13 protein-coding genes and 1 tRNA gene are annotated in these 14067 nt (G+C 65.3%); 3 read left to right on the plus strand and 11 right to left on the minus strand.

Features of this window, described 5'->3' with window-relative positions; genetic code table 11:
• The 4 genes from JHD80_RS24095 to JHD80_RS24110 form a co-directional block, all read right to left on the minus strand.
• A partial coding sequence (locus tag JHD80_RS24095; RefSeq protein ID WP_465246553.1) for an MFS transporter occupies positions 1-384 on the minus strand: 384 nt, incomplete at its 3' end.
• 35 nt (positions 385-419) lie between these two features.
• The gene (locus JHD80_RS24100; protein WP_199092600.1) at positions 420-1091 is read right to left on the minus strand and encodes an LON peptidase substrate-binding domain-containing protein; all 672 of its coding nucleotides are present in this window, start codon (positions 1089-1091) and stop codon (positions 420-422) included.
• A 23-nt stretch (positions 1092-1114) separates the two neighbouring features.
• A complete protein-coding gene (gene trxA / locus JHD80_RS24105) occupies positions 1115-2014 on the minus strand; it encodes a thioredoxin (RefSeq protein WP_199092601.1) in 900 nt (299 codons plus the stop codon).
• 81 nt (positions 2015-2095) lie between these two features.
• Positions 2096-2620: a prolyl-tRNA synthetase associated domain-containing protein gene (locus tag JHD80_RS24110; protein ID WP_199092603.1), complete on the minus strand. Its 525-nt coding sequence runs from the start codon at positions 2618-2620 to the stop codon at positions 2096-2098.
• 239 nt (positions 2621-2859) lie between these two features.
• Here JHD80_RS24110 and JHD80_RS24115 point away from each other — a divergent pair.
• Positions 2860-2934 (plus strand) — tRNA-Gly (locus JHD80_RS24115).
• A gap of 377 nt (positions 2935-3311) precedes the next feature.
• Here JHD80_RS24115 and JHD80_RS24120 read toward each other — a convergent pair.
• Together JHD80_RS24120 and JHD80_RS24125 are read right to left on the minus strand one after the other, a co-directional pair.
• Entirely contained in the window at positions 3312-4772 is a 1461-nt protein-coding gene (locus JHD80_RS24120; RefSeq protein WP_199092605.1) for a UdgX family uracil-DNA binding protein, read from the minus strand.
• Entirely contained in the window at positions 4769-6001 is a 1233-nt protein-coding gene (locus JHD80_RS24125; protein WP_199092607.1) for a putative DNA modification/repair radical SAM protein, read from the minus strand. The genes JHD80_RS24120 and JHD80_RS24125 overlap by 4 nt, the downstream gene beginning before the upstream one ends.
• A gap of 182 nt (positions 6002-6183) precedes the next feature.
• On the opposite strand from JHD80_RS24125, the gene JHD80_RS24130 reads away from it, so the two are divergent.
• Together JHD80_RS24130 and JHD80_RS24135 are read left to right on the plus strand one after the other, a co-directional pair.
• Positions 6184-6732, plus strand: coding sequence for a biliverdin-producing heme oxygenase (locus JHD80_RS24130; RefSeq protein WP_199092609.1), 549 nt, complete (start codon positions 6184-6186; stop codon positions 6730-6732).
• On the plus strand, positions 6729-9266 hold the full coding sequence (locus JHD80_RS24135; protein ID WP_199092611.1) for an HWE histidine kinase domain-containing protein: 2538 nt from the start codon (positions 6729-6731) through the stop codon (positions 9264-9266). Before JHD80_RS24130 ends, JHD80_RS24135 begins: the two co-directional genes overlap by 4 nt.
• Before the next feature lie 21 nt (positions 9267-9287).
• Here the strand turns inward: JHD80_RS24135 and JHD80_RS24140 are convergent, their stop codons facing one another.
• From JHD80_RS24140 to JHD80_RS24160, 5 genes are all read right to left on the minus strand, one after another.
• Complete coding sequence (locus JHD80_RS24140) at positions 9288-10355, minus strand: histidine kinase dimerization/phosphoacceptor domain -containing protein (protein WP_199092613.1); 1068 nt, start codon at positions 10353-10355, stop codon at positions 9288-9290.
• 22 nt (positions 10356-10377) lie between these two features.
• Positions 10378-10791: a response regulator gene (locus JHD80_RS24145; RefSeq protein ID WP_199092622.1), complete on the minus strand. Its 414-nt coding sequence runs from the start codon at positions 10789-10791 to the stop codon at positions 10378-10380.
• 26 nt (positions 10792-10817) lie between these two features.
• On the minus strand, positions 10818-12314 hold the full coding sequence (locus tag JHD80_RS24150) for a sensor histidine kinase (protein WP_199092615.1): 1497 nt from the start codon (positions 12312-12314) through the stop codon (positions 10818-10820).
• A 153-nt stretch (positions 12315-12467) separates the two neighbouring features.
• Entirely contained in the window at positions 12468-12722 is a 255-nt protein-coding gene (locus JHD80_RS24155; protein WP_199092617.1) for a DUF6894 family protein, read from the minus strand.
• A gap of 33 nt (positions 12723-12755) precedes the next feature.
• On the minus strand, positions 12756-13415 hold the full coding sequence (locus JHD80_RS24160) for a Crp/Fnr family transcriptional regulator (RefSeq protein WP_248311751.1): 660 nt from the start codon (positions 13413-13415) through the stop codon (positions 12756-12758).
• Positions 13416-14067: the final 652 nt, after the last annotated feature.

Consider the following 14067-nt stretch of genomic DNA (forward strand, 5'->3'; position numbering starts at 1 on the left):
GTTGTTGAAGGTGGTGGCGAATTCGGCGCCGATCGTCGCGATGACGAAGCCCGTAAGCGCGATCGGCACTGCGGTCGTCGAACCCGGCACCGCAAACCAGAGCATGGTGGAACCGACGACGAGGAGCGCGCCGAAGGCGGCGATCCAGGGCTTGCGCGGCCCGGTCCGGTCGGCGATGCCGCCGAGCAGGGGGGAGAGCAGGGCGATGCACAGGCCGGCGAGGCCGGTGGCATAGCCCCAGAGGGCCTGGCCGTCGGCGGCATCCTTCGCCAGCGCCGAGGCGAAGAAGGGCGCGAAGACGAAGGTCGTGATCAGCGAGAAGAAGGGCTGTGCCGCCCAGTCGAAGAAAATCCACGCGGTGATCGCGCGGCGCGGCGGCCACACGGAAGGCGGAGCTTCGGCAGGCGGGGTCGCGGGACTCACTGCAGGGTCGTGTCCGGGTCGCCGCCGCCGCGGGCCAGCTCGATCTCGGTGATCGCGACCAGCACCTCGGCCCGGTCCTTCAGCGTCGGCGCCTCCAGCAGCGCCTGTTTCTCGCGCGGCCCGAACGGGCACATCATCGAGAGCGCGTTGACCAGGGCCTCGTTCGGCGCCTCGTTGACGCCCTTCCAGTCGATCTTGAGGTCGTTGGCCTTGGCGAAGTCGCGGAGCGCCTTGAGCAGGCCCTTGCGGTCGACCTCCTCTTCGCCGGTGCGGGCGACGAAATCGGCGGCGAAAGCGTCATAGCTGACACGGCCCTGGCGATAGGGCGTCAGCACCGACAGCTCGTCGAGCAGGCGAAAGCGGCTGATGCCGGTCAGGGTGATGATGTAGCGCCCGTCGCCGGTTTCGGAGAACTGGGTGAGGCGGCCGAGGCAGCCGACCTTGAGCAGCGGCGGGATCTCGGGCTGGCGGCCGGTCTCCGGCTCCGGCTGGATGATTCCGATGACGCGATCGCCCTTCAGCGCGTCGTCGATCATGGCGATATAGCGCGGCTCGAAGATGTTGAGCGGCATCTGCCCGCGGGGCAGGAGCAGGGCGCCGCCCAAGGGAAAGAGCGGGACCGCCTCCGGGCAATCCTTGGCTCCCTCGTAGACGGCGTTCATGCCCATGCGCGCCTCATCCTTGTCGCCGGTCAGGAGAACAACAGGGTGGAAAGCTTGCGACGTCCAGTGACGCTCGCCTCGTCCATCGGGCCCCAGGCCTCGAAGAACTGCAGGAGCTGCTTGCGCGCACCGTCGTCGTTCCACTTCCTATCGGCCTTGATGATGGCGACGAGATGGTCGACCGCCTCTTCGCGCCTGTCGCGGGCGTTGAGCGCCAGCGCCAGGTCGAAACGGGCCTGATGGTCCTTCGGGTCGGCTGCGACCTTCGCCTCCAGCTCGGCGGTGTCGCCGAGCGAGGCGGCCTGCTCGGCGAGCTCGATCGCGGCACGGAGCGCCGTGATGGCCGGGTCGTTGGCCTTGTCCTGCGGGGCCATGCCGAGAATGCCCTTGGCGCCCTCTATATCGCCGTTGTCGAGATGCAGCCGCGCCAAGCCTGCGATGGCGGCGAGGTTCTCCGGCTCGATCTCGAGCACGCCGGCATAGAGCTCGCTTGCGCCGGCGGGGTCGCCTGCCGCGATCGCAGCAGCAGCGGCTTCGATCAGCTCGCCCGTCTCGCCGGGACCCATCGGCCCGACAAGGCGCTCGATGAAGGCCTTGATCTGGCCTTCCGGCTGGGCGCCCATGAAACCGTCGATCGGCTGGCCCTGCTTGAAGGCGATGACGGCCGGAATCGACTGGATGCCGAGCTGGCCGGGGATCTGCGGGTGCTCGTCGATGTTCATCTTGACGAGCTTGACCTTGCCGCCGGCGGCCTTGACCACCTTCTCGATGACGGGTGTGAGCTGCTTGCAGGGGCCGCACCAGGGCGCCCAGAAATCGATCAGCACCGGCTGCTTCATCGACTCGGCAATGACGTCCTCGCGGAAGCCCTGGGTCGTGGTGTCCTTGATCAGGCCGGGTTGCTCGGCCGCCTCGCCATTGACCAGCATGGGTCGTCCTTCGTGATCTGTCCTGGAGGCGCAAGCATGGCTATCGGGCCGCCCGCGCAGTTGGCCCATAGATGGGGTGCTTCAGCCGTTCTGTCCATCGGGCGGGACGGGCAAATCGACGATCAGCGGCTCATGCCCCGTGCTCCGGAAGAAGGCCAGGAGATCGTCGCGGCTGACCCGCAATGTCGCCGTGTTGATCAGCGGGTGAAAATTGACGTCCTCGCCGGTCGCAAGCGTCGCGTCCAGCACCATGGTGACATCGCCTGCGCGATCGTTGATCACCGCGAAGGCGGTGACGGAGCCTGGCGTGACGCCGAGCTTCTCCATGAGGAGTTCGGCCGAGCCGAAGGAGAGCCGCCCGCTGGCGCCGATCCGCTCGTGCAGGCGCTTCAGGTCGATTCGCGCGTGCGCCTCGGCCGAGACCAGGAAGATCCGGCCCTTCTTGTCCTTGAGGAACAGGTTCTTGGTGTGGTGGCCGGTCATCTCGTCGCGATGCGGCGCGGTTTCGGCCACTGTGAACACAGCCGGGTGGTCGGTGCGGTGGAAGGCGATGCCCTGCTCGGCGAGATAGGCACAGAGCTGTTCGGGCGTGACGGGCGCGGTCATGGCTGGGCGATCGGCAAGGGCGGGAAAGGTTCGAAGCAGCACTGAAAAAGCGCCTGCCGAAGCGGCAGGAGCCGGCCAAGAGATGCCTAGCCGGGCAGGGCCGCGGCAGCAAGACGGGAGGTGCCAATCCCGGCTTTTGTGGAAGGCGGCAAAAAAACTTTCGCCGGGGTGCTTGCGCTTCGCGGCGCTTTGGGGCAATAACCCGGCCGCGCCGCCAACACGGCGTGACTGTCTCGGATGCGGGTGTAGCTCAGGGGTAGAGCACAACCTTGCCAAGGTTGGGGTCGAGGGTTCGAATCCCTTCGCCCGCTCCAGACAATCTCAAGGCTTGAGAAGCATGCAAGCGTCGGATTTTCCGGCGCTTTTTGCTTTTTTGGCTTGGGGGATTCGGAGCGATTTCCGTTGGGCTCCGAAAAGCTGTGGTTAGCTGCGGGCTGCAAGTCCGATCCGGGACCGCACAGGACTTGTCGGCTCGGTCCCGCTAATCCGCACTGTTTGAAGCCGCTTTTCCGATTCCACCGCAGGAAATGCGGGCGCGACCGGTCTTGGCTCGCAGCGGTGGCAGCGCTCGACCTATCCGGTCGATGAGGCCGCGTGTCCCGCCCGGATCGTTCGCCTGTCGGGAGATCAAGATGTCGCGTCCGTTCGACAGACTGATCGAACCATGGTCGAACATCCAGCGAGCGCTGCCTCAAATGCCGGCGCTGGACACCTGGTTTCGGTATGAAGCTCCGGCCCTCTCGAGATCCGCAACGAAGCGTGCGTATTCGCGGGATCGCGCCTCCTCGTCCGGCAGGCGCAGCAGGAAGGAGGGGTGGACGGTGGCCAGAAGCGGCGTGCCGTCCTCGAGCGCCAGCTCACGATCCCGCGCGCTGGCCAGCGAGCCGGCATGTCCGATGAGCGATCGCAGGGCGCTGGCACCGAGGGCAACGACAAGCCGGGGTTTCACGAACTGCAATTCGAGATCGAGCCAGAAGCGGCAGGCCTTGATCTCTCCGACATTGGGCTTCTCGTGGATGCGGCGCTTGCCGCGCAGCTGGAATTTGAAGTGCTTCACCGCGTTGGTGACATAGGCGCGCGCACGATCGAGGCCGGCTTCCTGAATCGCCCGGTCAAAAACCTGCCCTGCAGGCCCGACGAAGGGCCGGCCGGCAAGGTCCTCCTGATCTCCGGGCTGTTCGCCGACGAAGACAACGGGCGCGTCCAGCGGGCCTTCTCCGAAGACCGTCTGCGTGGCGTTGCAATGAAGCGCGCAGCGCCTGCAGCCTTGCGCCGCAGCGGCCGCATCCTGCCAGGACGTGATCGCGGATTCATCGGCTTGCGCCTCGGGTCGATGCCGAAGCTGCCGGACATGCCGTTCGGGCGGCTGCGTCGGCGCGCGCATCACCATATCCTCCGCTCGCCGGGCGGCGCTTGCGATCAGAGGCGCAATCAATTCGGCCTCTGGCAGGTTCCGCCAGTATTTCACCGGCATCTCGCTTTTCATCGCCTTCGGCTTCAGGCGGGCCGGATTGAAGATGTTGACGTAGTAGGTGAGCCAATAGGCTTCCATGGCATCGCCGTCCGGCGTGTCGGCCTTGCTGGCGGCGGGGCCGAACTGCAGGGTCGAGCCGTCCCAGTGCAGCGAGCCCTGCGGCGTCATGATCGACCAGATCATTCCGGCAAAGCGCCCCGTGAAGAAGCGCGCGGCCCGTTCGAGGATGAAATGCTCCGGCTCGAACCAGGCGATGAAGGGGCCGTCCTCGTCCGCGCCCGACACGGCGCGGAACCGGACGAAAGCGGTCATCTTGTGCAGGTCGCGTCGTACCGAGCGGGCCATCGCCTCGGCGCGTGCGATGTCCGCGTCGGCCGCATTGTCGAGCAAGCGTGGCTCGTCCCGCAAACGCAGCAGCAGGCGGTGCAGCAGGACGAAGCGGCCGGCATCCCGATGGCAGATGACGTTTTCGGCAAGCTCGATGAAACGACGAGGTACGGTCAGCGCGGCATCGCCGGCATCAGCCGGCGGAATGCTTTCCATCGCGAACAATCCGGCATTGTCCTCGCTCGTCAGCCAGGCGACGGCTTCGGGCTGAATACCGGCCAGCGCCAGTCGGCGCGCTTCGCGGCGCCAGCCGGCAAAATCCGCAGGGCCGTTCAGCCGGGCGGCAATCACGGGAACAGCGACAATTGTCGCGGTCGCGGCATCAGTCGGGTCCGCAGGTTCTGGGCGTCGAGGCCGCTGCCAGGACGCCAGCCTTCCGCCAGGATGAAATGCCGGATCGTCGCCAGCGAGCGCGTCAGCCGACCGACATCCTCAAGCCTGAGCCGGCGGAACCGCCGCGAGGCCAGGATGCGATCGACGCTGCGCGTGCCCAGACCCGGCACCCGCAGCAGGGTTTCGCGATCGGCCCGGTTCACGTCGACGGGGAAGCGGCCGCGCTCGCGCAGCGCCCAGGCGAGCTTGGGGTCGATATCGAGATCGAGCATCTCGCCATGCCCCAGGACTTCCTCGGTCTCGAAGCCATAGAAGCGTGTCAGCCAGTCGGCCTGATAGAGCCGGTGCTCGCGCATCAGCGGCGGCGGCTGGAGCGGCAACTGGCTGGAGGCATCGGGGATCGGGCTGAAGGCCGAGTAATAGACGCGCTTCAGGCCGAAGCTGCCATACAGCCAGGCGCTGCGCTTCAGGATGGCCGAATCGCTCGCGCCATCGGCGCCGACGATCATTTGCGTGCTCTGCCCCGCCGGGGAGAAGGCCGGAGCCTTCGCACTCTTGTCGCGTTCCTCGCGCGCCTCATCGATCTTCAGCTTGAGGCCGCCCATCGCGCTCTTGATCTCGCCCGCCTGCTTCTCCGGTGCGAAGCGCGCGAGCGCCGCCTCGCTCGGCAATTCGACATTGATCGACACCCGGTCTGCGAAAAGCCCGGCGCGCTCGATCAGGTCGCGGCTCGCGCCGGGGATGAGCTTGAGATGGATATAGCCGCGGAACCGGTGCTGCCGGCGCAGCGTTTCGGCCACTCGAACCAGTTCCGCCATCGTGTAATCGGCCGAGCGGATGATGCCCGAGGACAGGAAGAGGCCTTCGATATAGTTGCGGCGATAGAAATTCAGGGTCAGTGCGACGACTTCCTCGACCGAGAAGCGGGCGCGGCGGACGTTGCTCGAAGAGCGGTTGATGCAGAAGACGCAGTCGAAGCTGCAGAAATTCGTCAGCAGGATCTTGAGCAGCGAGATGCAGCGGCCGTCCGGCGCATAGGAATGGCAGATTCCGGAACCAGTGGTCGAACCCAGGCCTTTCCCGTCGCGCGAATCCCGCTTCGTGGTGCTGCTCGACGCGCAGGAGGCGTCGTATTTCGCGGCGTCGCTGAGGATTTCGAGCTTCTCCAGGACCGTGAGCTGTGCCATCGCCGTTCCTTTCGTTCTCTATATGTTCTTATAGCGGTCTTGGGCCGGGTTCAAGTCGATCCGTCGGTAGAGAGCGCGGAGCGAATGGGAGCTGCAGGACAATCTGCAATGAAAACAGCGCCGATTCCGCTGATATTGGGTTATAGCGATATTGATGCGGGACGATTCTGGATACCGGCGGAATGATTGAGATCAGAAGCTTCCTGCGCGAGGAGACGAGCGAGCTTCATCGCGAACTGGACGCCATTGTCGAAGTCTTTTCGGACCGCGCCGCCTATGCCCGCTTCCTGCTGGGTACGTTCCGTCATCGCGCGCCGGTCGAGGCCGCTTTGCTGAATGCCGCTGCCGCGCTGGGTTCGGCTTGGCGACCGCGCGCGCTCATGTCGGCGCTGGAGATGGACCTCGCGGACCTCGCACTTCCGCCTCCGCCGAGCGACGCTTTCCATCTGTCAAATGACATCGCTGCGTTTCTGGGAGCCGCCTATGTTCTCGAAGGCTCGGCCCTGGGGGCTCGCGTGCTTGTAAAGGGAGTGGACGCGTTGGGGCTCGGGCCTGAAAACGGAGCGCGCTACCTCTCGGCCCAAGCCGGCTCTCTCGATAGCTGGCGCACGCTGCTGGTCGAACTCGAAGGGCTCGACCGGGAGGAATGGGACCTCGCAGCTCAAGCGGCCAAAGCGGTCTTTCGGCACGCCATCCGGGCCTTCACATCGGAAGAATTCGCTCCGGCATGACAAGCGTCGATCTCACGAATTGCGACCGCGAACCGATCCATATTCCCGGCAGCGTCCAGCCCCATGGCTGCATGATCGTATGCGATGCCGAGGCGGTGACGATCCGGCGCCATTCCAGCAATGCCAGCGCCTTCCTCGGCCTTGGGGAGTTCGAGCTCGTCGGCCGCAAGCTTGAAGAAGTCCTCGGCGGGCCGGTCGTGCACGAGATGCGCAACGCGCTTGCCCGTTCCGGCGTACCCTCTCGGGCGGGATTGATGCCGCGCTATCGCCTTGCGGCGCTGGATCGCGAGTTCGACATCTCGATCCATGCCTTCAAGGGCAATGCCATCATCGAGTTCGAGGAGTGCGTCGCACCGGGTCCGAGCTCGCCGCTTGAATTCGCGCGGACGCTGGTCGGTCGGCTCTCGGACGTCACGACACCGGCGCAACTCATCAAGAACGCGGCACGCCTGCTCAGGGCCGTGCTCCAATACGACCGGGTGATGATCTACCAATTCGCGCCCGATGGCTCGGGCAAGGTCGTGAGCGAGGCCAAGCGCCCCGACCTCGAAAGCTTCATGGGCCAGCATTTTCCGGCCAGCGACATACCCCAGCAGGCCCGGCAGCTCTATATCCTCAATCCGATCCGCGTGGTCTCGGATTCGAGCGGCGAGCGCTTCCCGATCACGCCTGTGCTCGATGCGGCGGGCGAGCCGCTCGACCTCTCCTATGCCCATCTGCGCAGCGTCTCGCCGATCCATTGCGAATACCTGCGCAACATGGGCGTCTCGGCCTCGATGTCGGTCTCGATCATCGTCGACGGCGCGCTCTGGGGCCTGATTGCCTGCCATCATTACAGCCCGCGCTCGCTCTCGATGAACCGCCGGATCGCAGCGGAGATCTTCGGCGAGTTCTTCGCGCTCCAGCTCGGCGCCCTGACGCAAAAGCAGATGCTGCTCGCGGCCGAGAAGGCGCGGGATTTCCTCAACGGCCTGCTCTCGTCCGCCGCCCACGTGACCGATGCCTCAAGCTTCCTCGGCCAGCACCTCGCCGAGTTCCGCAATCTCGTCGAAAGCGACGGCGTCGGCGTCTGGGTGAATGGCGAATGGCGGAGCGAGGGCAGCGCGCCCCCGGCCGCGTTCGCGGAGGAACTGGCCGCCTTCGCGGGATCGGTCTGCGACGGGCGGATCTGGGCTACGACGGCACTGGCCGAGGCCCTTCCGGCCGCGCGCGCCTATGCCGACGCATTCGCCGGGATGCTCGCCATCCCGCTCTCCCAGCTTCCGCGCGACTACCTCTTCTTCTTCCGCAAGGAGCTGATCCACACGATCGAATGGGGCGGCGACCCCAACAAGACCTATGCGACCGGCCCCCATGGCGACCGCCTGACGCCACGGCAGAGCTTTGCCGTCTGGAAGGAGACCGTCGCCGGCCATTCCAAGATCTGGACGCCGGTCGAGCGGGAGCTTGCCGAATCCGCGCGCCGGACCCTGATCGAGGTCGTGCTGCGGCAGAGCGAACTGCTGGCCGACGAGCGCAACAAGGCCGAGATCCGCCAGAAGATGCTCAACCAGGAGCTCAATCACCGGGTCAAGAATATCCTCGCCCTGATCAAGTCGATCGTTGCCCATCCGCTCGCGGAAGGCGCCACGATCGAGGCCTATGTCACCTCGCTCAAGGGGCGGATCGAGGCGCTCGCCATTGCCCATGATCAGGCCATGCGGGCGAGCGGCGGCGGATCGCTGCTCGATCTCGTCAACGCGGAAGCCTCGCCCTATCGAACAAGCGGCGGCACGATCACGGTTCGCGGGCCATCCGTCTCGCTCGACGCCCGCGCCTTCTCGGTCGTAGCTCTCGTGATCCATGAATTGATCACCAACGCCGCCAAATACGGAGCCTTGTCGGTCAAGACCGGCGATCTCACGGTCGACTGGTCGGCCAATGCCGGCGGGGATTGCGAGATCGTCTGGCGGGAGCGGGGCGGGCCGCCCGTCGCCCCTCCGTCGCGTCAAGGCTTCGGCAGCATCCTGATCGATCGCAGCATTCCCTACGACCTCGGCGGCCGCAGCGACTTGTCATTCGAGCCCGAGGGCGTCACGGCGAAGCTCTGCATCCCCGCCAAATTCGCCCGCTGGACCGAGGATGCGGCATCTCCCGAGGCGGCGCCCGTTCCCCTCGCCAAGGGCAAGCCCGGACGCCCGCTCGAAGGCAAGCATGTGCTGCTGGTCGAGGACCAGTTCATCATCGCGATGGATTGCGAGGACATGCTGGCGGGCTTGGGCGCGAGCCAGGTCGAAGTCTGCGCGAACGTCTCGGAAGCCTTGTCGTTCCTGGGCCGGACGGCGCCGGACCTCGCGGTCCTCGACGTCAATCTCGGCTCCGAAACCTCGGAACCGATCGGCAATCGCCTACGCGAGCTCGGCGTGCCCTTCCTCTTCGCGACGGGTTACGACGACCTCGCCATCCTCGGCGTCGCCGAGGCTGCGACGTTGCGCAAGCCCTATAATCTCGCATCGCTGGAGGCGGCGCTCCGCAGGCTTCCTGGCGTCTCGTAGCGTATCGGCGTCCGACGCGATTCAGGCCGCTTCGGACGCCGGAGGCGCCAGGCCGGCCAGCGACAGCTCCATGACGGCGTGCGTGCCGCGTCCGCCGGTATCGGCATAGCGCAATTCGGTGGCGAGGCTTTTGGCCATCGCGCGCACGATCTTGCTGCCGAGACCGGTTCCCCGGATCGTGCCGGTTCCCGTCCAGCCGATCCCGTCATCGGCAACCGCGAGCGTGACGGTATCGCCCTCGCGGACGAGACTGACCCGGACTTCGCCCTGGCCGCTCGGATAGGCGTATTTCAGCGCGTTGGTCACCAACTCCGTCGCGATCAGCCCGATCGAGATGGCCTTGTCGGTTTTCGCCAGTACGGGCTCCGCTTCGAAGCGGATGACCGGCATCTGGCCGGAGCCGGCGAGCGATTGGGCGAATTCGCCAAGCAGCGAGCGAAGATAGCCCGCGAGATCGACGGAACGGACATCGTCCGAGGTGTAGAGGCTGCGGTGCAGGTTGCCGATCGCGGTGATGCGCGCCTGGGTCTCGGCCAGTGCCGCCTTGGCGCCGGGGTCCTCGACCGAATTGGCCTGCATCCGGACGAGCGAACCGACCAGCGACAGGCTGTTGGCGACGCGATGGTTGACCTCGGCCAGCAGCGTCACGGCCCGGTCGCGCGCCTCCCGCACTTCCCGCTCCGCCTGTTCACGGGCGCGGGTCAACCGTGTCTTCGCCACGGCGTGCTCCAGCGCCGCCCGCAGCAGCACCTCAAAATCCTCGCCGACCGTCTTGACGACATAGTCCAGGGCGCCGGCCTTCAGCGCGGTCACGGCGATCGACAGCTCCGAGGACGCGGTCACATAGATGACGGCGGGAGAAGCCGGGTCCCTGGCCAGCACAGCGAGGACATCGAGCCCTGAAGCCGTTCCGAGATCGTGGTCGAGAATGATGACGTCCATTCCCCCCGCGGCCGCGCGCGCGAGGCCTGCTTCCGCGCTCTCGACATGCTCCACGGCATAGTTGTGGCGCGCGAGCATGCGCTGCACGAGCCGCCCCAGCGTGGCGTCGTCGTCGATGTAGAGGACTTTGATCGCCCGGTTCGGCATCAGCGGCGGCCACGCAAGCCGGTCATGGCGTTTCCGGGACCTGGATGACGGAGAAGAACAGCCCGAGCTGGCGGATCGCATTGGCGAAGCCGTCGTAGTCTACCGGCTTGGTGATGTAGACATTGGCACCGAGATCGTAGCAGCGCTGGATCTCGCGGCTGTCGTCGGTCGTGGTCAGAACGACCACCGGCGAGCGCTTGGTATGCGTGTTCGCCTTCACCCTCTCGAGGATGTCGACACCGCCCATGTCGGGCAGGTTGAGGTCGAGCAGGATGAGGAGCTGGCGGCCGGTGCTGACGGTGCCGGAGCCGTCGGCACCGAACAGGTAGGTCAGCGCATCCGTGCCGTTGGCGAAGGGGATGATCTCGTTGCTGACGCCGGCGCGGCGGATGTTCTTCTCGATGAGGCGGGCATGGCCTTCATCGTCCTCGATCATGATGATCGAGACGGGCTTTCCATTGGTCACGCTTCGGCACTCCGTCTGTGGGCCGCGAGGTCGGGGGGCAGGGTCACGGTAAAGGTCGTGCCCTTTCCAAGTTCTGAGCGCACGGCGATGTCGCCGCCGAGATTGCGCACCATCGTGCGGACATGGGCGAGACCGATGCCTTCGCCAGCCGTGTTCTGCGCGCCCGAGCGCCGGAACAGTTCGAAGATGCGCTCGTGATCCGTCGACGCGATGCCGCGGCCATTGTCCTCGATCTCGATCTTCACCCAGCCGCGCCGCTCCCTGCGCGTGCGGACGGCGATCCGGATCGGGCGATCGGGCGCCCGGTATTTGATGGCGTTGTCGAGGAGGTTGCCCATGACCTGGTCGAGCGACAGGCGATCGCTGGTGATGCGGGGAACCTGCGCGTCGATCTCGATCCCGCCGCCTTCCTCCGCGCTGGCTTGATGGTGGACCGCCGCGGCGGCGGTCTCGATGAGGCCGGTGAGATCGACGCTCTCGGCCCGCAATTCGCGCCGGCCCTCGCGGGAGATCTTGAGGATCGCGTTGATGAGCCCGTCCATCTTGCGCGTTGACGAACGGATGAAGCCGATCGCCTCCGCGACATCGACCCGCAGAGCCTCTTCGGCGGCCGCCTTCTGCTCCGGGGAGGCTGCCTGTCCGGCGACGACAAAGGCGTCGATCGGCTTGAACATCGCTTCGAGTTCGCTGGTGAAGCCCATGATGTTCACCAGCGGCGCGCGCAGATCATGCGTCACGATATAAGCGAAGCGCTGGACTTCCTCGTTGGCCTTGACGAGCGCGTCGGTTCGCTCGCGCACGCGCGCTTCGAGGCCGAGATTGAGCGTTTCGACCTCGCGCCGGGCCGTAACGAGTTCGCGCGTATAGCTGACGATCGTCCAGCTCGCGGCTCCAGCCATGGCAAGGATCAGGAGCGCGCCGATGATGGTCGTCCAGCGCAGCCGCGCCGACGCCGTCACCTGTGCGTCGATCGCTTCCCGCAGCTCCTTTTCCGAAATCGCCAGGATCGCGCTGAGATCGCCGCGCAATTCGTCCATCAGGCGCTTGCCGGCACCGCTGCGGACGAGGTTCAGCGCGGTCTCGACATCGCCTTTGCGCGTGGCTTCGACCGTGGCCGCGAGCTCCGCCATCTTTTGATCGAGCTCATTACCGACCCTCTGCAGGACGGGAGCGACCTCGGACAGCCTCGCCGCGGCGCGTTCGAGCCGCGCGCGTTGTTCGGGAAGCCGCGCGATCGTCGCATTGTAGGGAGCGAGATAGCTTTCGTCCCGTGTCAGCAGATAGCCGCGCTGACCCGTCTCGGCGTCCTGCACGAGCGAGAGCAGGTCAGCGGTTGCGCTCCGCACGGCGCGAGCTGCGGTCACCTCGCCGAAATAGCGTTCGCTGGCCGTCGTCAGCCAGAGAGACGTGGCGACGATGACAACCAGTACGGCGATGCCGATGGCCAGAAGCAGGGCGTTCGAGCGTTGAAAGAACGCCTGAGAGATAGGCATGCAGGGGAACCAGCCAGTGAGGGTTCCCTCTTTGCGCCGATCAAAGCTTCAAGAGCAACATCAAATGACATTGCCACGAGCGCGTCGCTGTGTCCGCGCGCGAAGGCGCTCACGGCATTGCGGCGACACTCGCCCGAATGCAACGCCTGCCTTTCACCGTTTCCCATTGGGGTTTGACGATGGCAAACCATCCAGGCGCAATCTGGCGATGTAGATCTCTGTTCCCTCAGCGTTCTGCACGGTGACCGAAAGCGACATGTGGTCGCCATTGGGCAGCTTTTCGCGGTTCATTGCAGCGAGCAGTTCCTTGGCCGCATTTCGCGCGCTTTGGTCATCGGGCAGATCCGTGCCCTCCTCGTCGATTTCGAGCTTATCTCCGTCGCGGGTATGGAAGAAATAGCTGGGCATGCCTGCCTAATGCAGCCGGCGCCCTGCTGTTCCTCAAGCACTCTCGATTTTGGCGACGCCGGGCTGGAGGTGCAGATAGTCGGGATCGAAATCCGCCAATTCGCAGAGCCCTCGCCAATCCAGCACCGTCAGACGATTGGCGCGGAGCCGAATGAGCTTCGCCTCCCGGATTTCCCGGAGCTTCTTGTTCATATGAACCGTGGAGAGGCCGAGAGCATCGGCGATTTCCGGCTGTGTCAGCGGGAGATTGCACGTCACTCCGTCCGACAGGCCGATGGCCGTCATCTTCGTGATGAACTCGCAGAAAAGATGGGCGATACGGCTGGGTGCCGAGCGGCGCCCGATACCGACCATCCATTCCCGGTAAATCGCGGCCTCGATGAGCGTTTCGCGCCAGAAGGCTTCGGATATCCGGTAAGACGAGCGGGTGAGCGCTCGCACGGCATCGTGCGGGATCAAGCCGACTACGGCCGGGGTCAGCGTTCCCAGGGAATGATCCATGCGCTCGATGAGCAGCGAGTGGATATCCGGTATGTCGCCGGGCAGATGAAGCGACAGGATCTGCCGCGCGCCGTCGCCGACGATCTTGTACCGGCAAACCAGCCCTTCGGCGACCAGGCAGCATTGCTTGGTGATCTCGCCCTCGCGGACGATGTCCTGGCTGGCCTCGAAGCGCTTCAGGGTGAGCGGCAAATCCAGCAATTTCTGCCGTTCGGCAGGCGGCAGGGGAATATGGGTTTCGAGCTTGAGAACGAGGCGCTCCAGATAAAGTTGCTTATCCATTCGCTCCCTGCCGTTTCAGATTTTCGCGGTCGACAACAACATGCTTTTTGCCCGGGGAGACAACATCATTTGTTCGTCGAGCGCACGGATAGGCGAACAAGCCCCCATGGTCGAGATGGACTTATCCGCTGAAGCCGTTCGAAGGCTGTCCGTTGCGGGCGCCTTTTTCAAGGCCCAAGCAAGGCCTCCAAAACGTCCGAGGTGCAGCGGAGGTTGGCGCCGTAGCGCTGCCTGGCGCCTGCAAGGCAGATCTCGACGGAATAGCCGCGCGTGCCGCGGCCCGATCTGCCGAGAGCACTGAGGAACCTATCGGCAATGACAGCCGTTTCGCCCTCACACTCGCTCGCCAGCAGGAGGGGCTCATGGACAGCATCATTTATCTCGTCGGACTCGTCGTGGTCATCATGGCCATCCTGTCGTTCCTCGGTCTTCGATAGGAGTTCGCCATGTCCATGTCTGGAACAGACGTCGTCGTCGCCCCCGTGACCGTCAACAAGGAGAACCGCTCTTACGTGCAGTGGGGCCCGATCCTGGGTGGCGCGGTCATCGCGACGGCAATCTC

Origin of the sequence: Allobosea sp. ASV33 (genome assembly GCF_016428755.1) — a bacterium.
Taxonomy (GTDB): Bacteria; Pseudomonadota; Alphaproteobacteria; order Rhizobiales; family Beijerinckiaceae; genus Allobosea.

Excerpts from the sequence above, each read along its gene's own strand:
- JHD80_RS24100 (WP_199092600.1), bottom strand. The coding sequence starts at position 1,091 with ATGGGCATGAACGCCGTCTACGAGGGAGCCAAGGATTGCCCGGAGGCG.
- trxA (WP_199092601.1), bottom strand. The coding sequence starts at position 2,014 with ATGCTGGTCAATGGCGAGGCGGCCGAGCAACCCGGCCTGATCAAGGAC.
- JHD80_RS24110 (WP_199092603.1), bottom strand. The coding sequence starts at position 2,620 with ATGACCGCGCCCGTCACGCCCGAACAGCTCTGTGCCTATCTCGCCGAG.
- JHD80_RS24125 (WP_199092607.1), bottom strand. The coding sequence starts at position 6,001 with ATGGCACAGCTCACGGTCCTGGAGAAGCTCGAAATCCTCAGCGACGCC.
- JHD80_RS24130 (WP_199092609.1), top strand. The coding sequence starts at position 6,184 with ATGATTGAGATCAGAAGCTTCCTGCGCGAGGAGACGAGCGAGCTTCAT.
- JHD80_RS24135 (WP_199092611.1), top strand. The coding sequence starts at position 6,729 with ATGACAAGCGTCGATCTCACGAATTGCGACCGCGAACCGATCCATATT.
- JHD80_RS24140 (WP_199092613.1), bottom strand. The coding sequence starts at position 10,355 with ATGCCGAACCGGGCGATCAAAGTCCTCTACATCGACGACGACGCCACG.
- JHD80_RS24145 (WP_199092622.1), bottom strand. The coding sequence starts at position 10,791 with ATGATCGAGGACGATGAAGGCCATGCCCGCCTCATCGAGAAGAACATC.
- JHD80_RS24150 (WP_199092615.1), bottom strand. The coding sequence starts at position 12,314 with ATGCCTATCTCTCAGGCGTTCTTTCAACGCTCGAACGCCCTGCTTCTG.
- JHD80_RS24155 (WP_199092617.1), bottom strand. The coding sequence starts at position 12,722 with ATGCCCAGCTATTTCTTCCATACCCGCGACGGAGATAAGCTCGAAATC.